The sequence below is a fragment of the Mesorhizobium sp. USDA 4132 genome, from assembly GCF_056279545.1.
On the sequence record NZ_JBWCCP010000001.1, the window covers coordinates 1,742,925 to 1,765,604 of the forward strand.

19 protein-coding genes and 1 tRNA gene are annotated in these 22,680 nt (G+C 61.3%); 9 read left to right on the top strand and 11 right to left on the bottom strand.

Annotation, left to right across the window (positions count from 1 at the left end):
- Window positions 1–41: 41 nt before the first annotated feature.
- Together ACZ9IU_RS09110 and ACZ9IU_RS09115 are read right to left on the bottom strand one after the other, a co-directional pair.
- A complete protein-coding gene (locus tag ACZ9IU_RS09110; RefSeq protein ID WP_038542255.1) occupies window positions 42–881 on the bottom strand; it encodes a universal stress protein in 840 nt (279 codons plus the stop codon).
- Window positions 882–1,004: 123 nt separating this feature from the next.
- Window positions 1,005–1,790 (bottom strand): competence/damage-inducible protein A, encoded by a 786-nt coding sequence (locus ACZ9IU_RS09115; protein WP_038542257.1) that lies wholly within the window; start codon window positions 1,788–1,790, stop codon window positions 1,005–1,007.
- A gap of 248 nt (window positions 1,791–2,038) precedes the next feature.
- Here ACZ9IU_RS09115 and wrbA point away from each other — a divergent pair, with 248 nt between their 5' ends.
- The 3 genes from wrbA to ACZ9IU_RS09130 all read left to right on the top strand — a co-directional run bounded on the left by wrbA (window position 2,039) and on the right by ACZ9IU_RS09130 (window position 3,597).
- Window positions 2,039–2,638 (top strand): NAD(P)H:quinone oxidoreductase type IV, encoded by a 600-nt coding sequence (wrbA, locus tag ACZ9IU_RS09120; RefSeq protein ID WP_038549063.1) that lies wholly within the window; start codon window positions 2,039–2,041, stop codon window positions 2,636–2,638.
- Window positions 2,639–2,796: 158 nt separating this feature from the next.
- Window positions 2,797–2,882, top strand: a tRNA-Leu gene (locus tag ACZ9IU_RS09125).
- A 67-nt stretch (window positions 2,883–2,949) separates the two neighbouring features.
- Window positions 2,950–3,597 carry a metallophosphoesterase family protein gene (locus ACZ9IU_RS09130; protein ID WP_038542260.1) on the top strand — a complete coding sequence of 216 codons (648 nt, stop codon included), beginning with the start codon at window positions 2,950–2,952 and terminating at the stop codon, window positions 3,595–3,597.
- On the opposite strand, the gene ACZ9IU_RS09135 is transcribed toward ACZ9IU_RS09130, so the two are convergent.
- On the bottom strand, window positions 3,594–5,048 hold the full coding sequence (locus tag ACZ9IU_RS09135) for a TrkH family potassium uptake protein (protein ID WP_038542263.1): 1,455 nt from the start codon (window positions 5,046–5,048) through the stop codon (window positions 3,594–3,596). The two genes, ACZ9IU_RS09130 and ACZ9IU_RS09135, sit on opposite strands and share 4 nt — an antisense overlap.
- Window positions 5,049–5,230: 182 nt before the next feature.
- On the opposite strand from ACZ9IU_RS09135, the gene ilvA reads away from it, so the two are divergent.
- Window positions 5,231–6,445 carry a threonine ammonia-lyase gene (gene ilvA / locus ACZ9IU_RS09140; RefSeq protein WP_244447513.1) on the top strand — a complete coding sequence of 405 codons (1,215 nt, stop codon included), beginning with the start codon at window positions 5,231–5,233 and terminating at the stop codon, window positions 6,443–6,445.
- Here the strand turns inward: ilvA and ACZ9IU_RS09145 are convergent.
- Window positions 6,438–7,415: an alpha/beta hydrolase gene (locus tag ACZ9IU_RS09145; protein ID WP_244447492.1), complete on the bottom strand. Its 978-nt coding sequence runs from the start codon at window positions 7,413–7,415 to the stop codon at window positions 6,438–6,440. The two genes, ilvA and ACZ9IU_RS09145, sit on opposite strands and share 8 nt — an antisense overlap.
- A 95-nt stretch (window positions 7,416–7,510) precedes the next feature.
- Window positions 7,511–8,527, bottom strand: a complete 1,017-nt coding sequence (locus tag ACZ9IU_RS09150) for a glycerophosphodiester phosphodiesterase family protein (protein ID WP_038542266.1) — start codon at window positions 8,525–8,527, stop codon at window positions 7,511–7,513.
- 105 nt (window positions 8,528–8,632) lie between these two features.
- On the opposite strand from ACZ9IU_RS09150, the gene ACZ9IU_RS09155 reads away from it, so the two are divergent.
- The 3 genes from ACZ9IU_RS09155 to ACZ9IU_RS09165 all read left to right on the top strand — a co-directional run bounded on the left by ACZ9IU_RS09155 (window position 8,633) and on the right by ACZ9IU_RS09165 (window position 13,648).
- The gene (locus ACZ9IU_RS09155) at window positions 8,633–8,956 is read left to right on the top strand and encodes an HlyU family transcriptional regulator (protein ID WP_038542269.1); all 324 of its coding nucleotides are present in this window, start codon (window positions 8,633–8,635) and stop codon (window positions 8,954–8,956) included.
- A gap of 222 nt (window positions 8,957–9,178) precedes the next feature.
- A complete protein-coding gene (amt, locus tag ACZ9IU_RS09160; RefSeq protein WP_244447493.1) occupies window positions 9,179–12,277 on the top strand; it encodes an ammonium transporter in 3,099 nt (1,032 codons plus the stop codon).
- An 87-nt stretch (window positions 12,278–12,364) separates the two neighbouring features.
- Window positions 12,365–13,648 (top strand): GGDEF domain-containing protein, encoded by a 1,284-nt coding sequence (locus ACZ9IU_RS09165; RefSeq protein ID WP_038542273.1) that lies wholly within the window; start codon window positions 12,365–12,367, stop codon window positions 13,646–13,648.
- Here the strand turns inward: ACZ9IU_RS09165 and ACZ9IU_RS09170 are convergent.
- On the bottom strand, window positions 13,645–14,262 hold the full coding sequence (locus ACZ9IU_RS09170; RefSeq protein WP_038542278.1) for an FMN-dependent NADH-azoreductase: 618 nt from the start codon (window positions 14,260–14,262) through the stop codon (window positions 13,645–13,647). The genes ACZ9IU_RS09165 and ACZ9IU_RS09170 overlap by 4 nt on opposite strands.
- Before the next feature lie 162 nt (window positions 14,263–14,424).
- On the opposite strand from ACZ9IU_RS09170, the gene ACZ9IU_RS09175 reads away from it, so the two are divergent.
- Window positions 14,425–15,393 (top strand): LysR family transcriptional regulator, encoded by a 969-nt coding sequence (locus ACZ9IU_RS09175; RefSeq protein ID WP_038549069.1) that lies wholly within the window; start codon window positions 14,425–14,427, stop codon window positions 15,391–15,393.
- A gap of 36 nt (window positions 15,394–15,429) precedes the next feature.
- Here ACZ9IU_RS09175 and ACZ9IU_RS09180 read toward each other — a convergent pair whose 3' ends face one another.
- Complete coding sequence (locus ACZ9IU_RS09180) at window positions 15,430–16,458, bottom strand: CorA family divalent cation transporter (protein ID WP_038542281.1); 1,029 nt, start codon at window positions 16,456–16,458, stop codon at window positions 15,430–15,432.
- 300 nt (window positions 16,459–16,758) lie between these two features.
- Here ACZ9IU_RS09180 and ACZ9IU_RS09185 point away from each other — a divergent pair, with 300 nt between their 5' ends.
- Window positions 16,759–17,319 carry a DUF2087 domain-containing protein gene (locus ACZ9IU_RS09185; RefSeq protein ID WP_038542284.1) on the top strand — a complete coding sequence of 187 codons (561 nt, stop codon included), beginning with the start codon at window positions 16,759–16,761 and terminating at the stop codon, window positions 17,317–17,319.
- 89 nt (window positions 17,320–17,408) lie between these two features.
- Here the strand turns inward: ACZ9IU_RS09185 and ACZ9IU_RS09190 are convergent, their stop codons facing one another.
- The 4 genes from ACZ9IU_RS09190 to ACZ9IU_RS09205 all read right to left on the bottom strand — a co-directional run bounded on the left by ACZ9IU_RS09190 (window position 17,409) and on the right by ACZ9IU_RS09205 (window position 22,421).
- A complete protein-coding gene (locus ACZ9IU_RS09190; protein WP_038542287.1) occupies window positions 17,409–18,245 on the bottom strand; it encodes a PhzF family phenazine biosynthesis protein in 837 nt (278 codons plus the stop codon).
- 79 nt (window positions 18,246–18,324) lie between these two features.
- Window positions 18,325–20,313: a bifunctional 2',3'-cyclic-nucleotide 2'-phosphodiesterase/3'-nucleotidase gene (locus ACZ9IU_RS09195; protein ID WP_038542290.1), complete on the bottom strand. Its 1,989-nt coding sequence runs from the start codon at window positions 20,311–20,313 to the stop codon at window positions 18,325–18,327.
- A gap of 159 nt (window positions 20,314–20,472) precedes the next feature.
- The gene (locus ACZ9IU_RS09200; RefSeq protein WP_038542293.1) at window positions 20,473–20,841 is read right to left on the bottom strand and encodes a response regulator; all 369 of its coding nucleotides are present in this window, start codon (window positions 20,839–20,841) and stop codon (window positions 20,473–20,475) included.
- Entirely contained in the window at window positions 20,838–22,421 is a 1,584-nt protein-coding gene (locus ACZ9IU_RS09205) for a sensor histidine kinase (protein ID WP_162182332.1), read from the bottom strand. The genes ACZ9IU_RS09200 and ACZ9IU_RS09205 overlap by 4 nt, the downstream gene beginning before the upstream one ends.
- Window positions 22,422–22,680: the final 259 nt, after the last annotated feature.

Genomic DNA, 22,680 nt, shown 5'->3' on the forward strand with positions numbered 1-22,680 from the left:
CTCGCTAATAGCGGCAATTCCCCGGTCGACGCAAGGATTTGTCAGCGGGAAAGCAAAGTCAACGCCGTCATCGAATCGAGCAGACTGCGGGTAACGCCGCCAAACAGCATTTCCCACCAGCGCGAATGGCCGTAGCCGCCCATCACCAGAAGATCGACGCTGCCTTCCGAGAGATGGTTCTCGATCGCCGCTGCGGCAGAGATGCCGCTCTTTCCCTGCGTCGACAGTGTTACGTTGACGCCGTGCCGGGCAAGGGTTGCGGCGATCTCGGCGCCCGCCATTTCCGGCGTCTGGCCGCCACGGTCGCTCGGATCGACGCAGAACACCTCGACGCTTTCGGCAGCTTTAAGGAACGGCATCGAATCGAAGGTCGCCCGCGCCGCCTCCCGCGAACCGTTCCAGGCGACCAGTACCCGTTTGATCGGCTGCGGCACCTTCATCGTGTAGGGGATGAGCAGCATCGGCCGGCCGCTGTCGAAGAGGAATGTTTCGATATCGGCGCGATGATCGGCATGGGCCGGGTCGCTCTGGCTCGCGACGATCAGGTCGACCGCATGGGCGGTATCCATCACCGAATGGGAGCCGTAACCAGCCGACGACGTGAAGCTGCGCCATTCGATGGAAAGACCATCGCGAGACGCCTGGTCCTTGAAAATCCGCTCGACCTCGGCGGTTTCCTTCTGCGCGGCGTCCTGAAGGATCTGCACGGCGGCGGGATCTGGAATTTCCATCGGCGCAATCAGCGGCACGGCGGCGAGCGTTTCGGCATGCACGCCGATCAGGTGGGCGGAAAACCGTTCGGCGAGCGCTATCGCGAAATCGGTGATCTGCCTGGCGTTTTGAGGGGTGTCGAGAACGGCTAGAATGGTCTTGTAGGCCATGGCTGTGTCTCCTCATCAACTGGTTCCACGGAATTGGAAACCAGTGTCTCATAAGTACGTGTGTCGCACCTTGATCCCGGTCAAGGAGCGTACCCCGGCAATGAAGAAACAGAGTGCCGCAGGTCAGGCGTCGGCTGTCGGATTGGTGGCGATCTTGGCGCGGTCGATGCCGGCGATCATCTCTGCCACGGCTTGCGCAGCCGCATCGAGAACCTGCGGGTCGCGGGCGCGCACCACGATCTCGGTCGAGAACCGCTGCCCGTCATATTTCGGATAGGAGCCGATGCTGGTCTCCGGATGCGCTTTCTGTACGGCCGACAGCAGCGTGCCGATATCGCCTTCGCCATAGGGGCAGGGGAGCGCCCGCGACAGCATCTTTGCGCCCGAGCGCAGCATCGGCAACACGTTGTCGACCATCGCCTGGAAGACCTGCGGCACGCCGGCCATCACGTAGACATTGCCGATGATGAAGCCCGGCGCGGTCGAGACCGGGTTTGCGATATGCCTGGAGCCCTCGGGCATGCGGGCCATGCGTTGGCGGGCTTCGGTGAATTCCATCTCCCGGCGTTTGTACATCTCGGCAAGCAGCCTCATCGCTTCGGGATCGTGGATGCAGGGCACGCCGAAGGCCTTCGAGATCGCATCGGCGGTGATGTCGTCATGAGTCGGGCCGATGCCGCCCGAGGTAAACACGTAGTCGTAATGGCCGCGCAGCGCGTTCAGCGCCTCGACGATCGCATCCTCCTCGTCGGCGACGATCCGCACTTCCTTGAGGTCGATGCCGGAAAGCGTCAGCAGATCGGCGAGATGGCCGATATTCTTGTCCTTCGTCCGGCCGGACAAAAGTTCGTCGCCGATGGCAAGCATGGCGGCGGTGACGATCAAGGACGGCTGGGGCGCTGCGGACATGGAAATTCCTCCGTAAATGCCACACTCCTAAGCCCAAATTTTTCAAGGCAGAAGCGATTTTGTCGTGATCAGCGCAGAAAGGAGGTCCGTTACGAATTTATGATCCGCAAGCGAAATATCGTCTCCAAAAGCTGAACAGTGCGTAGACCTCGCAAGGGCTGTCGCCGATCCGTGAAGCCGTTACATATGGGTCTGGTTCTGGCCGCAGACGGCCTTGTTCACACACCAGACATCGAATGGAGAAGATCATGGCAAAGGTTCTCGTGCTTTATTATTCCGCTTACGGCCACATCGAAAAGATGGCCTATGCCGTTGCGGAAGGCGCAAAGTCGGCAGGCGCCGACGTGACGGTCAAGCGCGTTCCGGAACTGGTTCCGGACGAGCTCGCAAAGGCTTCCTATTACAAGATGGACCAGCAGGCTCCGATCGCAACCGTCGACGAACTCACCGAATACGATGCGATCATCGTCGGTGCCGGCACCCGCTTCGGCACGGTCGCTTCGCAGATGCGCAATTTCTGGGATCAGACAGGCGGCCTCTGGGCACAGGGCAAGCTGGTCGGCAAGCTCGGCTCGATGTTTACCTCGTCGGCAACTCAGCACGGCGGCCAGGAATCCACCATCCTCGGCTTCATCCCCACCTTCCTGCACCAGGGCATGGCCGTCGTCGGCCTGCCCTACGCCTTTGCCGGCCAGATGGGCACGGAAGAAGTCAAGGGCGGCTCCCCCTACGGCGCCAGCACGATCACCAACGGCGACGGCTCGCGCCAGCCTTCGGAAATCGAACTCGAAGGCGCCAAGTACCAAGGCGCCCACGTCGCCAAGCTGGCTGCCAAGCTCGCCGGCTGATCGAATTGCGATAATCTCCGAAAGGGCGCGGCGAGAGATCTCCGCGCCCTTTTCTCATCCCGCCCATCCGACCGTCTTGCTTTTTTCGTGACCGCGAACCGCTTCCGCAATTTCGGTGCTTGACGGCGTCGCGCAAGTTCAAGAAACAGGACGCCCATGCGGACGTGGCGAAACTGGTAGACGCAAGAGACTTAAAATCTCTCGGCCTTTGGTCATGCGGGTTCGAACCCCGCCGTCCGCACCAAACCTGACCTTGCCTGCAACCGTTTTCCGTGAAGACCGTTTGATATCCACTTCGATGGAGGTGTGCTTTGAGCTTTACCTTTGCGATCGGCGATATTCATGGCTGTCTTGCGCAGTTGAAGGAACTGCTTGCGCAGGTGGAGGACCATGCGCCTAGCGGGCATGTGGTGTTCATCGGCGACTATATCGATCGCGGGCCGAAGAGCAGAGGCGTGCTCGACCTCGTCATGGCGGGCCCGCGCAAGGAGGGATGGCGGTGGACGGCGCTCAAGGGCAATCATGAGGACATGATGGTCCGCGCCCACCAGAACGGTGGGCACGACGAGATCCTCTGGATCGACAATGGCGGCCGCGAGACGATGGTTTCCTTCGACGGTTACGTGCCGCCCGAGGTGCTGTCATGGTGCGCGCATCGTCCGCTGATGCATGTCGACGAGCATCGCATCTTCGTGCACGCTGGCGTCGACGAGACGTTGCCGCTCGAGGGGCAGCGGGAGCGTGACCTGATCTGGAAGCGATTTGCGAGCGACGACGACGGCGAATTCTGGGGCCGGCATCTCTGCCACGGCCACACGGCGCTTCCCGGCAATCCGCGGACGGTCGGCAACCGCACCAATATCGACAGCGGCTGCGTGTTCGGCGGCGAGCTGACCTGCGCCGTTTTCGACGACGACGAGCCGGGCGGGCCGGTCGAATTCCTGCGCGTGCCGGGCTAGTGCCGCCAGAACACCGGCGTCAGCAGGACAAGCACGGTCAGGATTTCGAGACGCCCGAGCAGCATCATCAGCGACAGTAGATAGAGCGCTGGATCGCTGATCGTGGAAAAGTTGCCGACGGGGCCGACGATCGGACCGATGCCGGGACCGACATTCGACAGCGCGGTGATGACCGAGGACGTGGCGGTCAGGATATCGTAGCCGAACAGCGTCATGCCGATGCTGCCGACCACCCAGAGGAAAATGTAGAGGCTGACGAACAGGAAGACTGCACGCTGGGTCTCCGCATCCACCGTCAGGCTGCCGTAACGCACCGGATAGATCGCGTTCGGATAGATGAGCTTGTTGAGCCCGGCGCGGATGACGTTGACCATCACCACGAAACGGTAGGCCTTAATGCCGCCGGCAGTCGAACCGGAGCAGCCGCCCATGAAGGTGGCGAAGAAGGCGACGAGCACCGCGAATGGTCCCCAGAGCGTGTAGTCGTCGCTCGCAAAGCCGCCTGTCGACAGGATCGAGGTGATGTTGAAGAACGAATGGATCAGCGCGTCATCGAGTTCGATGCCATTCCTCAGGTGATGGTAGACCGCAACGGCGATCGAGATGACGCAGAGATAACCAAGGAAAACCAGGATTTGCGGATCGCGCAGCGTATCCAGCCGCCCGCGCACGGCAAGCAGGATCAGCACCGAAAACGGCAGGCTGCAGATCGCCAGGAAGACGGTGCCGAAGACCAGCAGCGCGTTGTTGTCGAAATAGGCAAACGACATGTCGTGCGTCGAGAAACCGGCCGTGGCGATCGTCGACATCGCATGGTTCAGCGCATCGAAATGGTCCATGCCGGCAAGATCGTATGCGACGGTGCAGGCAAGTGTCAGCAGCACGTAGACGATCAGGAAGGCGCGGGTGAAGCTCGCAAGCCGGGCGAACGGTTTGTCGTTGGTCTCCGACGATTCGAGCTTGAAGATCGAGGCGCCGCCGACCTTCAAGAACGGCAGCACGAAAAGGCCGAGGCCGACGATGCCGATGCCGCCGAGCCAGGAGAGCAGCGAGCGCCAGAGCAGGATACCGGGCGGCATAGTGTCCAGCCCGACGATCACCGTCGAGCCGGTAGTGGTGATGCCGGAAATCGATTCGAACAGCGCCTGTGCAAACGAGAGTTCGTGTTCGGCAAGAAAAAGCGGGATCGCGCCCACCACCGAAAACATCGCCCACAACACATTGACCAGCAGGAAACCCAGCCGCTTGTTGAAGACCGGCGGGGGGCCATTGGTCGCGAGCGCCGCTGCCGCCGCAAGCCCGCCGACCATGAAGCCGGACATGGCGAAGACCTGCCAGTCGCGGTGCCCGTAATAGAGGTCCACCATAGCCGGCAGGAACATTGCCAGCGACAGGTAGAGTGCGCAGAGCGCCGTCATGTAGATGACCGACCGGAAAAGATTGGCGTTCAAAAATGGTTGTCCCGAATTTCGCGGCAACTGAAAGAAGCTTTGTCTCAGCCGTAAGCCTATGGCATAGCGGGACCATTCTTGAAATTCAATGGATGGCCGATGTGACCGAGGCAGAGTTGACCAAGGCAGACGTGACCAAGGCGGGCGTGACGAAAGCGGGCGTGAACGACGCGAGAGTTGCGATGCGGGAGATTTTTCCCGAGACACCGCTGCAGATGAACGAGCACCTCAGCCGCCGTTATGGTGCCGAAATCTGGCTGAAGCGCGAGGACCTGTCTCCTGTCCGCTCCTACAAGATCCGCGGCGCCTTCAACTTCCTGCGCAAGGCGATCGCGTCGGGTGCCAAGGGCAAGACTTTCGTCTGCGCCTCGGCCGGCAATCACGCGCAAGGGTTCGCCTTCGTCTGCCGCCATTTCGAAGTGCCGGGCGTGGTCTTCATGCCGGTGACGACGCCGCAGCAGAAGATCGACAAGACCCGCATGTTCGGCGGCCCCTTCATCACCATCCGGCTGATCGGCGACATTTTCGACCAGTGCTATGCGGCAGCCCGCGCCCACGTGGAAGAGACCGGCGGCGTCATGGTGCCGCCTTTCGATGACGCCGACATCATCGAGGGCCAGGCAACGGTTGCGGCCGAACTGCTCGAACAACTGCCTGACAGCGTAACACCTGATCTGATCATCCTGCCGGTCGGCGGCGGCGGGCTTTCCTCCGGAACGACGGGTTATCTGAAGGACATCGTCAAGCGGGAAGACTTTCTCTTCACCGAGCCGGAGGGCGCGCCGAGCCTCAAGAAAAGCCTTGAAGCCGGCGAGCCGATCACGCTCGCCAAGCTCGACAATTTCGTCGACGGTGCTGCGGTGGCGCGGATCGGCGACCTGAATTTCGAAGCTTTGAAGGGCTTTTCGGCGGATCAGGTCCTGCTGGTGCCGGAAAACGCCATCTGCGTGACGATCACCGAAATGCTCAATGTCGAAGGTGTCGTGCTGGAACCGGCCGGCGCCCTGTCGATCACCGCGCTCGAAATGCTCGGACGCGAAAAGCTGGCCGGCAAGACGGTGGTCTGCGTCGTCTCGGGCGGCAATTTCGATTTCGAGCGCCTGCCCGACGTCAAGGAACGCGCCATGCGCTATTCCGGCGTCAAGAAATATTTCGTCCTGCGGCTTGCCCAGCGCCCTGGCGCGCTGCGCGACTTCCTCAACCTTCTGGGGCCGGAAGACGATATCGCCCGCTTCGAATATCTGAAGAAATCGGCGCGTAATTTCGGCTCGATCCTGATCGGCATCGAAACGGCAAGGCCGGAAAATTTCGCCGGCCTGCTCGAACGCTTCGAAGCCGCCGGCATGGGCTATCAGGACATTACCGAGAACGAGATCCTGGCGAACCTCGTCATCTGAGCACGGCCTGCAGCCAGGCCACGGTCCGCTCAGCAAGCGGTGCGGTGGTCGCCGGCGAGATGATGTCGCCGGCAATCACGTGATTGCCGGGATCGCCGGTCTTGCCGACGTCGAAAAGCTCATGAGGCCCGCCCCAGCGGCCGGCAACCTCGCGTACCTTGTCGGGACGGATGACCTGATCGAGCGACGAATAGAGAAACAGCGCCGGCGTCCTGACCTGCTCGACCGGGCTCTCGACCGAAAGTTTCACGAGCGCTGCCATCGGCAGCAGGGCTTTTGTCGGATAGCGGGTCGTCCAGTGGGCGGCATGGCGGTCGTTATAGGGCGTGAAGCCGCGGTTTTCTCCAAGCAACAGCCGTGAGAGCTGCGGCGCGACCGGTGTTGTCAGCAGAAATGCGGCAAAGCTGTTGATGCCGTAGTTCGGCGATACGAACACGGCCGCCGAGATGCGCGATGCGATCGTCGGATCGGCAAGTGCGAGCGTCGCGAGCGAGGCGCCGGTCGAGGTGCCGATGACGATGACGCGATTGCCGAGCGCTTCGCCGATGGCGAGACTTTCGGAAAAATCCGCCAGCCAGTCTTCGAGACGCGCTTCGCCCATGGCGTCGCCGCTGCGGCCGTGGCCGGCGAGCCGGGTGAAATAGAGATTGGCGCCGAACGCTGCCGCGACACGGTCGGGCAGTGGGCGTATCTCCTCGGCCGAAGCTGAGAAACCGTGCAGGTAGACGATGGCAACGGATGTCTTTGCCTTCGTCGCCGGATCGGCCCAGACGACGTGTTTAGCGGCGCCGGGCCTTATATCCGGAAAACGGCTTTCGCTTGCGCCGAGATACGCGTCGATATCGGCGCCGAGGCGGGCTTTGTCGAAAGTGGGAAAACCGTCAGCGGGCATGCGCGGGCCGGACATCAGCAGCACTCCGAAGGCGGCGATCAGGATCGCGCAGACATAAATGACCGTCCGCCATGACAACAATCTCCTCCGCATCCGGCGCTCCCTCCGAACCCAGGGTAGATGATAGGCGGGCTTGGTGACGGCGGGAAGTGTATCTGGCGCAGATTAGTGGCCTAACCGCAGATCTGCGGTCGGGAGGGTAGGGCGCAGAAGCCACGACGCTCCACCTCGGGCCGTGTCTTCTCGATCACGTTGGTCCAGACGAGGCCCGAAAAGCCTGAAGGCACCAGATCCCACGCATCCCGGTCGTCTATGCCGGAAGATCCGGCATCGCCAGCCTCGAACGGGCCGATCAGCACGACGTCCGACCCGGCCGCCTGCATCCGGTTGTAGAAACGCTCCGGCCAGCCCCAGAGCAGGAAGGCAAGATTGGCGGGGACCGGGACAAGGGTATTGCGGCAGGCTTCCGGCACATGACCGCTCCAGCCGAGCGCCAAGTAGTTGAGGAGGCAGGATTTGGCCGTGCGGTTGGAATAGCCGGGAAGGCCAGGGATGAGCGCCACCGCTTTTTCGGTCGGCTCGTTTCCGCCATAAACGCCGAACGCCGCTGCCCGCGCGCTGGGGTCGGTCTTGAGAAGCGTTGCCAGAGCCTCACCTTCTTCCCGGCGGCGGCTCTTGAAATTGATCAGGAAACGTCCATCCGGAAGGGCGGAGAAGACTTCCGTCAAAGTCGGCATCAGGCCCTTGCCCTGGCCCCGAAACGGAAAGGTCCGGCCGCCGTCGGCGGTGTAGCCGTAGCCGATGTCGAGTGTCTTCAGGACCGGCATCGGGGTCTGTTCGGTAACGCCCTTGCCCTCGGTGCGGCAATCGAGCGTCCAGTCGTGGAAGACGGCGAATTGTTTGTCCGGCGTCAGATGCACGTCGAGTTCGACCACGTCGGCGCCGGCATCGAAGGCGGCCTTCATGCCGGCAATGGTATTCTCCAGAAAAGCATGCGTCGGCGGCAGCATCAGGCTTGCGGTGCAGGTATCGTTCTCGACATGGGAGGCGTCGAAAAGTTGGTGCTGGCCGCGATGGGCAATGATCCTGAGCGGCTTGTCGCTCGGAAAGCGGGAGAACAGGGAGGTATTGCCGATCCAAAGCGCGGCGATGACCGCTAGGAGGAATGCTGTGGCGATCTTCCATTTCATGCGCACAGGCTCCTCAATCGTGCGGGTGGATCTAAGACGTTGGATTGTGACTTTTCCTTGGGTGCCCTGCTTCCGGGCGGCGCGGGAATATGCTAGGCAGCCGCCATGGCTTCGTTCCTGTCTAATATTTTCTCGATGTTTTCCGGCGGCGGCAAAGCTGCCGAAGCACCTGCTGCTTCCGCAAAGCCGGTCGAACATAGCGGCTGCATCATCCATCCGGCGCCGATCCGCGAGGGTTCGCAGTTCCGGCTGGCAGGGCGTATCGAGAAGGATGTGAACGGTGAGACGCTGGTGCGCACCTTCGTCCGCGCCGACGTGTTCACTTCCATGGACGACGCGGTTGAATATACTGTCCGCAAGGCTCAGCAGATCATCGACCAGAATGGTCCGGCGCTGTTTTCCGATGGGGAAAAGTCGCGCTCTGCGTGACATGCGTTCCGCATTGTGATCGCAAAAATTGTGAGTCACACTCAAAATTAAATCATTAGCGATAGCTTGAAGCATCTGTTCCGATGTCTTTTCTGCGGTCGACTTTTAATGCGATCTCGCTGGTCATATTTTATGCTCTTTATAGGCTCCGGGGTTTCCGGTGGCCTTATTCCAACTTTTGCCTTCGCGGATGATCTGCTTTCGCGCACTTCCCGGCTGGACATGACATGGGTGCTCGTCGCCGCCGGACTGGTGATGATGATGCAGGTCGGCTTCCTTCTGCTCGAAGCCGGCATGGTGCGCTCAAAGAACTCGATCAACGTCGCGCAGAAGAACCTTCTCGATTTCGTCTTCGGCGTCGTCGCGTTCGCCGCGGTCGGCTTCATGATCGCCTTCAGCCGTTCGAACGGTTTCCTGTTCGGGAAGCAGAGCGAGTTCTACTTCCTGCGGGATCTCGACAGCTGGCAGTCGGCGTTTTTCGTCTTTCAGGTGATGTTTTGCGGCACCGCCGCGACCATCGTCTCGGGCGCCGTCGCCGAGCGCATGAAGCTGTCGGCCTATGTGTTCGGCTCGCTGTTCATGTCGGGGCTGATCTACCCGGTCTTCGTCCACTGGGTCTGGGGCGCAGCGCTGTTTCCCAATGCATCCGCCTTCCTGTCGCAGATGGGTTTTGTCGATTTCGCCGGCTCCACGGTCGTCCATTCGACCGGCGGCTGGGTGGCGCTTGCGGCCTGCATGGTCATCGGCCCGCGCATCGGCAAGTTCAATGCCGACGGAACCCCGGTCAGGATCGCCGGCCATAGCCCGGTCCTGTCGACCACGGGCGCACTGCTTCTCTTCATAGGTTGGATCGGCTTCAACGGCGGCTCGACGCTCGGCGTTTCCGATCAGTTGGCGCCGATCATCATGAACACGGTGCTGGCCGGCGGCATGGGCACCTGCGTCGGTTATGTCATCGGATTCTACCAGGACGGCGTCATCCTTCCCGAAAAGTCGAACTCCGGCATGCTCGGCGGGCTGGTGGCGGTGACCGCCGGCTGCCATATCCTCGATCCGGCAAACGCGCTGATGGTCGGTGCCATCGGCGGCGCAGTGGCGATCTTCGGCAACGCCTTCGTCGAGAGAACGCTCAAGATCGACGACGCGGTCGGCGCCATCGGCGTGCATGCCTTTGCCGGTGTCGCCGGAACCCTGCTCCTGGCGCTTCTCGCGCCGGTCGATCAGCTTCCGGCTGGCGGCAGGCTGGCACAGCTGCACGTGCAGCTGGTCGGCGTTGGCGTCAATTTCTACTGGTCCTTCGGTCTCGGTTACGCCTTCTTCTGGGCGGCCGACCGGCTGATGCACATCCGCGTTTCGGCCAAGGACGAAGAGGACGGGCTGAACCTTGCCGAACACGCAACCCGCCTCGGCGTCGGCCATGTGGAGGATGCAATGGCCGATCTTCTCGGCGGCAATGCCGACCTGCGCAAGCGCCTTCCCATGGTCAAGGGCGACGAGGCGGAAAAGCTGACCGGCCTCTTCAACCGGCTGATGGATAATGTCGAGGAGGAGGAGCGCAGCCGCGGAGAACTGACCGAGCTCCGACGCGACAGCGAGGAATCCGAGCGCGTTGCAGCGCTGGCGAACGCCACGTTCGAGGCGATCCTGATCCACCGGGACGGTATCATCGTCGATGGCAACGAGCAGCTCGGCAAGATGATCGGCCTGCCGCTTCTCGAAATCATCGGCCGTTCCGTCTTCGACTTCCTGCATGATGGCGAGACGATCCCCGTCGTCGACATGATGAAACTCAACGACGACAACAGCCATGAGATTCTCGTGGCGCTGGCGAGCGGCGAGGAAATCCCCGTCGAGGCGCGCGGCCGCGACATCCTCTATCGCGGCGAAAAAGCCCGTATCGGTTGCCTCGTCGACCTCAGGGAGCGCAAGCTGGCGGAGAGCCGCATGCGCTACCTCGCTCTCCACGATCCGCTGACCGGGCTGCCGAACCGGGTGCTGTTTTCCGAGCGGCTGACCGAACTTGTGGATGAGGCCGGAAACGGCAGGGGTTGCGGCGTCCTGATGGTCGATCTCGATCGCTTCAAGGACGTCAACGACATCCATGGCCACCAGGCCGGTGACGCGGTGATCCGCGAAACCGCCGCGCGCCTTGCCGCCGAAGCCGGGCCGGACAATATCGTCGCCCGTCTCGGTGGAGACGAGTTCGCCGTCATCATCGCCCATACATCCGATACCGACGAGCTTGAGAGTTTCGGCGATCGGCTGCTGACCGCGATGGCCGATCCGATCGATATCGGCCACGGTGAACAGGTCAATATCAGCGTCAGCATCGGGGGTGCGCTCTGCCCCGAACATGCAAAAGACGTGGACGCGCTGATCGGCTGCGCCGACGTGGCACTCTATCATGCCAAGAACGCCGGCCGGAATGCCTGCCGCATGTTCAAGCGGGGCATGAACGAATTGATCGAGAAACGCCGGGAGCTGGAAGTCGATCTGGAAATCGCCTTGCAGCGGGGCGAATTCGAACTCTATCTGCAGCCTCGTGTCGAGGCGGAAAGCGGCCTCATCATCGGTTACGAGGCGCTGCTGCGCTGGTTCCATCCGAAGCGCGGCATGATCAGTCCGGGCGATTTCATTCCGGTCGCCGAAGCCTCCGGCAAGATCATCCGGCTCGGTGCCTGGGTGCTCGCCGAAGCCTGCAAAATCCTGGACAGTATCGATGGCCATATCAGCGTCAACGTCAGCCCGCTGCAGTTCCGCCATGCGGATTTCGTCACCGATCTCGCTGATCTGCTGAAGACCACCGGTGCCGATCCGCACCGGATCGAGCTCGAGATCACCGAAAGCGTGCTGATCGAGGACGACAAGCGCGCCGTGCAGATCCTCAACGATCTGAAGCGCATGGGCTTCCACATCGCGCTCGACGATTTCGGCACCGGTTATTCATCGCTGAGCTATCTCAGCCGCTACCCGTTCGACACGATCAAGATCGACCGTAGTTTCGTCAACAACCTGAACCTGGTCGACAACGCGCAGATCATCGTACGCACCATTATAGACCTCGGCACCGGCCTTGGTATGAAGGTCGTCGCGGAAGGTGTAGAGACGACCGAACAGGCGCTGTTCCTCGCTCATGCAGGCTGCGACGAGCTGCAGGGCTATCTTCTCGGCAAGCCCCGGAAACTAGGCGAGATCACGCGTGAGATCGATCCGGCAATCGCCACGCAGTTGCGCAACGTGCCGAAGAAGTTGCCGGAGATCCAGGATTACCCGACGTTCGAAGGGGAAACCTACCAGCCGTTATTGCATAGTCATGCATAATGGCCATAATCCCCATAGGGGTGGAGAGCTTGTAAAAAGATAGCGGTTACAGCGGCATAATGCCTGCGGGGGGTAAAGCAGATCGAAATGCAGGTGTTCAATCTCGCCCTCTTTCTTCTGGAAGCGGTGATCTATTTCGCCGTCATGACCGCCTTCCTGCATTTCCGCCGCCATCTTGGCCTTGGCATATTTCTGGCGGCGCTCGGCGTCATGCATTTCATGGAGACCTATCTGGCGGCGGTCTTCTACATCGAACTTCCATTCGGCACCGTGTCCCCCGGCTCATCGGTCTTTTTTGCCGGCAAGCTGATGATGATCCTGCTCCTATACCTGAAAGAGGATGCGGCAGTCGTCCGACAGCCGATCTACGGGCTTTTCCTCGGCAATCTCCTGACCGTCGGCATCGCCCAGATTCTACAGGCGCATGAGGTCGTGGCTCTGCCCGGCGGCCGGGCCGCAGACATGGCGTTTTTGAGCGAGATGGGCTGGCTGATGGTGTGGGGTACGGCGCTGCTCTACGTCGACGCGATCGGTATCATCCTGCTCTACGAGCGGCTGGGGCGGGTGCTGCGTAGCAATGTGGTTTTGCGTTTCGCGATCAGCGGCGCGGCTATCCTGACCTTCGACCAGATCGGCTTTTACTCGGCGCTGAACATCCTCTTCGGTGCGCCGCCTTCGGTCTTCTTCGGCGGATGGTACGCCAAGCTGCTGTCAGTGGTTCTCTATTCGCTGCTTTTTGCAGTCTATCTCAAGATCGAGCAGATTCCGCGGCTCGCCAGATCGACGCGCGAGATCACCGATATCTTCAACGACCTGACGTTTCGCGAGCGTTACCAGGCCCTGCTTGCCAAGAGCGGCGTCGACGGGTTGACCGGTCTTTTCGATCGCGGCCGGCTGGAGGCAGATGTTCCGAAACTCATTCACCGCTGCCTCGATCGCGGAACAGGGCTCAGCCTGATCATCGTCGACGCGGATCATTTCAAACAGGTCAACGACCTCTTCGGCCATCTGAAGGGTGACGAGGTGCTGAAGGAAATTGCGCTCTGTCTGCAGGCAGGCTCACGCCCGAGCGACCATCTTTCCCGTTTCGGGGGCGAGGAATTCGTGCTGATCCTGCCCGATACCGATCACGACGGCGCCCTGACGATCGCAGAACGTCTGCGCATTGCAATCTGCCGATCGGTCATCCGTCCTGACAGCCAATGCGTGACGGTCTCGATCGGCGTGGCGACGGCCCCGGAGGACGGACACGCGCTCGATACGCTGCTCGGGCGCGCCGATGAGCGGCTCTATCGCGCAAAAAATGACGGCCGGGACAATGTCCACGGCCGTCTTGGCAGGCTCGTCCCGTCAGGCGCAGGGACGGCTTAAGCGGCGAGAGCGAGCTGCCGATTACGCTGCTGGGCACTGGCGATAGCCTTTTCAGCAGCCTCTGGGCCGAAGGCAAGGCCTTCGACATAGATGACTTCCACATCCGTCATACCCAGGAAGCCGAGGATGGTCGTGAGGTACGGGACGGCATGGTTCATGCCGGTGGCCGGGCCTTCGGAATAGACGCCACCGGATGCAAGCACGATATAGATCTTCTTGCCCTTGGCGAGGCCTTCCGGGCCTTCGGCCGTGTAGCGGAACGTCTGGCCGGCGCGAGCGATGTTGTCGATCCAGCTCTTCAGCGTCGAGTAGATGTTGAAGTTGATGAGGCCGGTGGCGATGACCACGGTATCGGCAGCCATCAGTTCGGCAACCAGCTTGTCGGAATAGTCGGCGGCGGCAGCTTCTTCCGGGGTGCGGTCGGCTGCGGGCTTGCGGATGGCGGACGTGGTGACGCTGTCGAGATGCGGGATCGGATTGGCACCGAGATCACGATGGACGACCGACGTGCCGTTGTCGCGGGCGCTCAGTTCGTTGGCCAGGTCATGGGCGACCTTGCTGGACAGCGAGTCATCGCCGCGCGGGCTGGAAGTGACGAGGAGGATAGAGGACATGTTTTTTTCCTTATCTGGAGATCTCATCTGCAGTCTTGGGCCTGCAGAAGGATTGGGGGAGCGGGTGGATCCGCTGCGTTCGAGAAAATAGATAGGCGTGGACGCCCATCGATAAAACTGAGATAATATAGAAGCTATCTATCGAAAATTTGGATGACGACCATGGATGCCAATCCCACTCTCGATCAGTTGCAGGTGTTTCTGGCGGTTGCCGAAACGGGCAGCTTTTCTGCGGCCTCGCGCGCGCTGAACCGGGCGCAATCGGTGGTCAGCTATACGATCGGCAATCTTGAAGCCCAGCTGGAAATGGCGCTTTTCGAGCGCAGCGGCGCCCGCCAGCCGAAGCTGACCGAAGCGGGCAAGGCGCTGCTGACTGACGCCCGGCGCATCGTCGCCGACCTTCAGGTGATGCGCGCCCGGGCCAAGAGCATCAAGCAGGGGCTGGAGGCAGAACTGTCGGTGGCGTTGAGCGTGATGGTACCGTCGGATGCCGTTGTGACGGAGCTGCGTGAGTTCCGGGAGAGGTTTCCGAGCGTGGCGCTCAATCTCAATATTGGCGAACTCGGCATGGTCATGGAGATGGTCCTATCCGGAAAGGCCGATATCGGCATAGGCGGATCGATCCTTCGGCAGGAGGATTCGGTGGTGATGGAGAAGATCGGCTATTCCTTCATGATTCCGGTCGCTGCTGCCGAACATCCGCTTGCGAAGTTCCGTCGGCCCCTGACGCTCGCGGACGTCCGCGAGGAAGTCCAGCTGGTTGTCACGGACACGTCAGGCCTGACGAATGGCCGCGATTTCAATGTCCTGTCCTACAAGACATGGCGCGTCAGCGACATCGCCACCAAGCACCAGCTGATCAAGGGTGGTCTTGGCTGGGGTGGCCTGCCGGCGTCTGTCGCCGGAATGGACATCATGGACGGAACTCTCGTCGCGCTCGATCTCGAAGCCTACGAGCAGAGCCAATACCCGCTCTATGCCATGCGCAAGGCAGCAAACCCGCTGGGACCTGCGGGCCGGTGGCTGGTCGATGCCATGGAGCGTCGGCTGTCGACCTGCCCGAGCCATGACGACTTCAAGCAGATGCTCGGCATCGAGCCCCGGGAAGGAATGCCTCAAGCCGCTGAATAACCGAAGCGGTGCCGACCGGGGCGCATTAAAGCGGGGTCAAAGCCAGTCGATGCGCTTGAGGATCCACAGCGTGCCCGCAGAAATAACGACGACGAGCACAACGATGACTAGGAAAGCCCAGGTGTCGTTGACGCCGGGAATGCCACCAACATTCATGCCGAAGAGGCCCGCCACGACGCTCGGCGGCAGGAGAAGGGCAGCCAAGGCCGCAAGCCTGTTGGAATTGCGGGCGATCCGTTCGCCGATGACCGTCGAAAGGTCGTCATGAAGGATGCCGGTGCGGTCGCGGATCGCGTCGAGATACTCGATGAACCGCATCAGCTTATCGATCACCTCGCGAAAGCGGAGCTTGTCGCGTTCCTTGAGCCACGGCGCATCGTCGTGCTCGATCCTGTTGAGCGCGTCTCGTTGCGGTGCGAGATAGCGGCGTAGCTGTACTGCACGGCGGCGCAGCAACTTGAGCCTCAGCCGGACTTCGCTTGCTTCACCCTTGAAAATCAGCTCGTCAAGTTCGTCGACTTCTTCGTCCATGTCATCGAGCACCGGCTCCAGATCGCGGACGAGCTTGTCGCTGACGAGCGCCAGCAGTTCTCCCGCCTGCCGGGGACCCTTGCCGTTATCGAGGGCCCGCCGGATATCGCGCAGCGCGGTGATATAGTGGCCGCTGTCGCGCAATGTCACCAGCCGGTGCTCGTCTACCCAGATATGCAGCGGCACGAGATCGATCTCGTCGGAGTTTTTCTCTGCTTCTTCCGGCGGAGCGGCGCAGACACCCCGTAGGATGATCAGCAGTCCGTCGCCCACGGGTTCGACGCGCGGGCGGGAATCCTCCGCAAGAAGCGCCTCCGACACCAGCGGATCGAAGCCGCCTTTGGTATTTATCCATTCCGCGGTCGCCGGGTGATCGCGCTCGAAATGCATCCAGACGATACCGTCGCCCGGCTTCCAGCTGCAGGCCTCGGACATGTTCATCGTCCTGCAGCCGCCGTGGCCGTCGAGGACAAGGACGAAGCGCAGGCCTGGCTCGTCTCCGTAGCTTACTGCGGTCTTTGCCTTTTCGAGCATCCGTGTGCGTCCTCCCGCCGATTTCGGATCGATTCTACCAGCAAATACTGTGCCCGCGAAGGGTAAGCATTCCCTCAACAACGGCGGAACGATCGGCAGTCACCGGCTGCGAGTTGACGACGTTTTGACCTCTGCTATAACGGCACAACGGTCTGCAGTTCACCGAGGCGTTGCCGTCCCGAAAGGGAAGCTAAACCTGCTCATGACAAAGATGATCAGCACTTATCCCGTGCTAGAGTCGACAAGCCGGCGACCAGCGACACCCTGATTCTTAGGGAATGGCACGTTTAAGGATAAGACATGCCGAGATCCATCTTTCCCATGGAGATCGCCGACCTGTCGGCTTTCGCCAAATCTGTCCGCGACGGGATCGCCAGGTTCGATCACAAGCCGAGCCATCTGGAGATGCTCAATCTCCTGACGCGGGCAGCGGGCTTCCGCAACTACCAGCATTTTCGCGCCGTTGCCAAAACAGCCGATGTCATCGCCGAGTGGCGCCCGGTGCTGGAGGACACGCCGGCGCCCGACGAGGCGCGGGTGTTGAAGACAGCGCGCCATTTCGACGAGGAGGGCAGGCTGGTGCGCTGGCCCGGCAAGCGCGGGCTGCAGGAAATCTGCCTGTGGTTCCTGTGGTCGAAGATACCGGCGGACCGGGAGTTCACCGAACGGCAGATCAGTGAACTCTTGAACACGCTGCACCTCTTCGGCGATGCCGCGATGCTGCGCCGCGATCTCTTCGATTTCGGTCTCGTCCAGCGTACGCGGGACGGCCGGGAATACCGCCGCATCGAAAAGAAGCCGCCAGCCGAACTGAAGCTGCTGCTGTCGCGGCTCGGCCTCGCCAGGGCAACGGCGGCATAACCGTCAGTCGACCCATTCCGGGATCGGTCCAAATCACGATCGTGAGCCATCGGCTGGGACTTTCCCTGCCGATGGCATCTCCGACAGGATCAGAGTTCCAGCGTACCCTGAATACATGTGACCACGTCTCCGCCGATCCAGATATCGTCGCCGACTTTGTCGACATACACCCGGCCGGCGCGACCGAGCACGGTGCCCTGGGCCGCAACGTAGCTTTCCGGCGCGACACCGGATCCGATCAGCCATTGGGCAAGGCCGGCGTTGAGACTGCCGGTGACCGGATCTTCATAGCCGTTGCGGGTAAAGGCACGCACCTCGAATTGCGCGTCCTTACTGTCAAGATCGGGATTGAAGCGCCCGACGAGCCCGACGCGGGTGCCGGCGAGAGCGGAATAATCCGGCTTGACCGCCAGCACATCGGCGCGCGAGGGCAGGCGCACACCGATCCAGTCCGGGCCGTTCTCGCACCAGTTGGAATCCTCGATCAAGTTGGTGGGCAGGCTGAGCGCCTTGGCGATCCGCTCCACCAGCGCCGGATCCACCGGGCCGCTACGCGTCAGCGGCGGCGCCGCAAACGCAAGCCGGTTGCCGTCACGGCGGATGCGGACGAGGCCCGCGCCGCATTCCTGCACGATGTCGCCGGTTGGTGATGTCTGTTGCTGCGAGAGCCAGACATGCGCACTGCCAAGCGTCGGATGGCCGGCGAAAGGCAGTTCCTGCGACGGCGTGAAAATCCTCACTCGGTAGCTGGCCCTCGGATCGGTCGGCTCGAGCAGGAATGTCGTTTCGCTGAGATTGGTCCAGTTGGCGAAGGACTGCATCTGCGCGTCGCTCAGTCCATCGGCGCCGATCACCACGGCAAGCGGATTACCGCGCATCGGCTGGCTGGAGAAGACGTCGACTTGCTGGAAGGAGAATTTTGGCATTGCCTTGCCTCATGCAGTTGAAAAGAAAGACGGCAGCCAAGGCTGCCGTCCAAATATTGCCGAAAGGTGATATTGGCCGTTACAGCACGAGCCGGAACTTGGCAAAACCGTTCTCGCCGTCGCCGGCGTCCTCGATCTTGGCACCCTTGACCGCGGTAGCGAACTGGCGGGCCTTGGGGCCGGTCTCGAAGATCGCGCTTGTACCGGGCAGCGGCTTGAACGACCAGTTGGCGTCGGCCGACGGGTTGATCGTGCCCTGTTCGACGATATAGCGGACGATCACGTCGCGGTTGGTGTCGGGAGCCACGAAAATCACCTTGTCGCCGGCGATTTCCGGGAACTTGCCGCCGCCGCCGGCGCGGTAGTTGTTGGTCGCCACCACGAATTTCTGGGCCGGATCGATCGGCTTGCCGTTGTACTTGAGGTCGACGATGCGGTTGGAGTTGGCATTGACGAGCTTGCCGTCCTTGTCGAAGCGGGTCGGCTGCGACAAGTCGATCTGGTAGGTGACGCCGTCGATGACGTCGTAATTGTAGGACGGGAAATCGTTGTTGAGGAGAGGCGCGTCTTTCGCGCCTGACGCAACCTGATTGAACATCCCGGCCGACATTTCCAACCAGTTCTTGACCTGTGCCCCGGTGATCAGCACCGCCTGCACGGTATTCGGATAGAGATAGAGGTCGGCGACGTTCTTGATGGCGATGTCGCCTGCTGGGACATCCGTGAAATACTCGGCACCGCCGCGGCCGCCTGCCTTGAAGGGTGCCGCGGCCGAGAGCACGGGAATGTCCTTGTACTGGCCCTCTTTCAGCATGTCCTTGATGTACCAGGTCTGCGCATTGGCGACGATCTGCACCGACGGATCGTCGGCGACCAGCGCGAAATAGGAATAGAGCGGCGCCGAGCTCTTGCCGACCGCGCGGCGGATATAGGCGAGCGTCGCCTCATGCTCCTCCTTGGCAGCCGCGATGATTTCCGGCTTGTCCTTGACGTCGGCGACGATCTTCTTGGCGTCGTCGCGGTGGTAGATCGGCCGGGCTTCGGAGGTGAAGTCCACGACTTTCCAACCCTTGCCGTCCTTTTCTACGAGCAGGTCGATCAGGCCCATATGCGAGCCCCAGAAACCGCCCATGACGGCGGGCTTGCCCTGCAGCGTGCCCTTCTTGGTATCGGCACCCTTGACCCCGTCGAAATCCTTGCTGTTCGGGAAAACGAGATGCTGGTGGCCGGTGAAGATCGCGTCGATGCCGGGAACGCCGGCGAGATAGAGCGACGCGTTCTCCATACGGTCGCCCGGGTCGCCACCGTCGATACCCGAATGGGAAAGCGCGATGACGACGTCGGCGCCTTCTTCCTTCATGACCGGCACCCAGGCCTTGGCGGCCTCGACGATGTCGCGGGTCTGTGCCTTGCCTTCGAGGTTCTTCGCATCCCAGGTCATGATCTGCGGCGGCACGAAGCCGATGAAGCCGACCTTGATCGGGCTTTCAGCGCCCGAGCCGTCCTTGATCTTCTTCTCGACGATCACATAAGGCTTCAGGAAAAGCTCGTCCTTTTTAGGGTCGGAGGCGAGCATGCCTTTGGTGAGGTTGGCGCAGACGTAAGGGAAGCCGGAGCCCGCCAGCACCTTGAACAGAAAGTCGAGACCGTAGTTGAATTCGTGGTTGCCGAGCGTGCCTGCGTCATAGCCAAGCACGTTCATCGCCTTGATGACCGGATGCTTGTCGCCGTCCTTCATGCCGTGCTCATAGGCCATGTAGTCGCCCATGGGGTTGCCCTGCAGGAAGTCGCCATTGTCAATCAGCATGGAATTGCCCGCTTCGGCGCGGATTGCGTCAATGATCGAGGCGGTGCGGGCAAGGCCAAGCGTGTCGTTCGGCTTGTCGGCGTAATAATCATAAGGGAAGACGTGAACGTGGATGTCGGTCGTTTCCATGATGCGCAGATGCGCCTGATTGCCGGCGGCGCGCGCAGCGAACGGGTGCAGCATGACAAGCGCCGACGAGGCGGCAAAACCTCCGAGCAGCGAGCGGCGGGTGATCGGGTGAAGATCGTTAAGCGACGACATGGGCAGCCTCCTTGGAACGGACCGGTGAGCGACAATTCGGCGCCATATTGACGCGCGAGGATTGTATCTCCAAGCGGATTCTGAGGCGGTGGAGGAGATGGTGTGACGATCGCGGGCTCTGTCCTGAAGGCGATCAGGAAGAGGTGCGAACCCGATGCGTCAATAGGCCGCCATCCGCATCGCGTCGACCAGCTGGGCCATCTGAAAGGGTTTGGGAAGGACGGGAATATGGCGCATGTCGGCAGGCAGGCCGAGCGGTCCATATCCGGTCACGAAAATGAAGGGGATGTCCCGCGCGGTAAGGATCTCGGCAACTGGAAAGCTGGCTTCGCCGGCGAGGTTTACGTCCAGCAGGGCCATGTCCAGTGGAAGCGACCGAGCCTTGATGATCGCATCGTCGAGTCGCGAGGCCGTCCCCATCATCCTGCAGCCGATCTGCTCCAGGAACTCTTCGAGCATCATCGAAACAAGTGCCTCGTCCTCGATGATGAGGACGCGAATTCCGACAAAGATCTGGGCATCGTTCACCTTGCACCCGCTTGCAGGGCACCCGCTTGCAGGAAGGGCGTCACCTCGGCCGAGACGACGACGTCGCAGAGCGGCGCCTCGATCATCCCGACGATCCCGGCAGGCTGATCGAATATCACCGATGCCTTGCCGCCGAGATCCTGGGCAAGGCTGCGCTCGATCAGCCTGACGCCGAACCCTCGTCTCGACGGCACGGCGACAGGCGGTCCGCCGCTTTCGATCCATGTCAATCGCAGCAGAGGTTTGGCACCCTCGACAATCTGCCAGTTTATCGCGACCTGACCGTTAAGCGTCGAGAGCGCGCCGTATTTCAGGGCATTGGTCGTCAGTTCGTGCAGACCCATGGCAAGCGCGAGCGCCGCCCGCGGCAGCAATCGCAGCGATGGACCAGAGACCGCGAAGCGATGGTCGCCGCCCTCGCCAAACGGTGCCAGCGCACCGGTGACCACATCGTCGATATCAGCTCCCTCCCATTTTTCGCGGGTGAGCACGTCATGTGCGGCCGCCAGCGCCATGAGGCGCCGCTCCAGATTCTGGCGCACGATTGGGTCGCCGCCCCGCAGGGTCTGGGAGGCGATAGCCTGGACGGTCGCAAGCGTGTTTTTGACCCGGTGGTTCAACTCGTTGACCATGAGTTGCAGCCGCTCCTCGATCCGTTTCCTCTCGGTGATTTCGACAGAGACGCCGACCAGGCCGATGACTTTGCCATCGGCATCGCGCAACGGAGCTTTGGTCGACGACCAGACCCGTGGGTGGCGGCCCTCGCGGCTGATGACCTCTTCGAATTCTTCGGTCCTCGCCTGATCCATGATCCGACGGTCGTTGACCATCACCGCTTCGGCCTGGCCTTTGCTGTCCAGAAACTCCAGGTCCGTGCGGCCTTCGACTTCGGGCCAAGGCTTGCCGATCAGGTCGAGCGTCGAGACATTCGCCAGGATGATGCGGCCCTGCAGGTCCTTGGCGTAGATCAGCCCCGGCGCGGTCTCCAGGATGGCGCGGAGCAGGGCGTTGGTCTGATGGAGCTGCCTTTGGGCGAGCTTGATGGAGGTGATGTCGCTGCTGACTTCAATCGCAATTTCCGGCTCCCCGGCTTCGCCGCGGATCAGCGACCATTTGCCGATAATGTAGATCTCTCTGCCATCCTTGTGGCGACGCGTGAGTTCGCCCTGCCATTCGCCGTCGCGCGCGAGGATCGCATTGATTTCCTCGAACGGGATGGGGAAACGGGTGTGGAGAAGGTCGAACCCATTTTTCCCCAGGGCTTCTTCTTCGCAATAGCCGTAAAGCCGTTCTGCGCCGATCCCCCAGAGCACGATCCTGCCGTCGAGACCGCGCAAGGTGCCCTGCGTCTGTCCGAATGTCTGCATGAATCTTTCGAGCCGGCCGAGTTTGGCATCGATATCGCGCCGTATCCTTCGTTTGGCCCAGATGGACGCTGCGAAGGCGGCCGCAGCAAGCGCCAGAAGGATCGTCGCCGCACTCAAAGTATAGGTAGCAAGGAAGAAGCCGTTCGACACCGCCAGAAGGCCACCCAGCGCCAGGAGACCAGCTGCCAGCCATGTAACGAGGGTAGCCCGCATACGTGCAACCCGCGATGTCGTGGAGGGCGAGGCAAAAGGAACAGCAACCATCGAAGCATCCTTGGTTTTGCCTGCGCGCTGTGACTAGGCGCTCAATGCAGGCGGGAAAAAACTGGGACACTTGAACAGCCGCCTACTCTCAACGAGGGCGGGCTTTGGTTTTAATGCTCCGGATAAATTAGGACTTTATCATTTATCAACTCAACGGCAAGTAGTAAATATTTGGTAAATTCTCATTTCGGCTGGATATTTCCGGCAT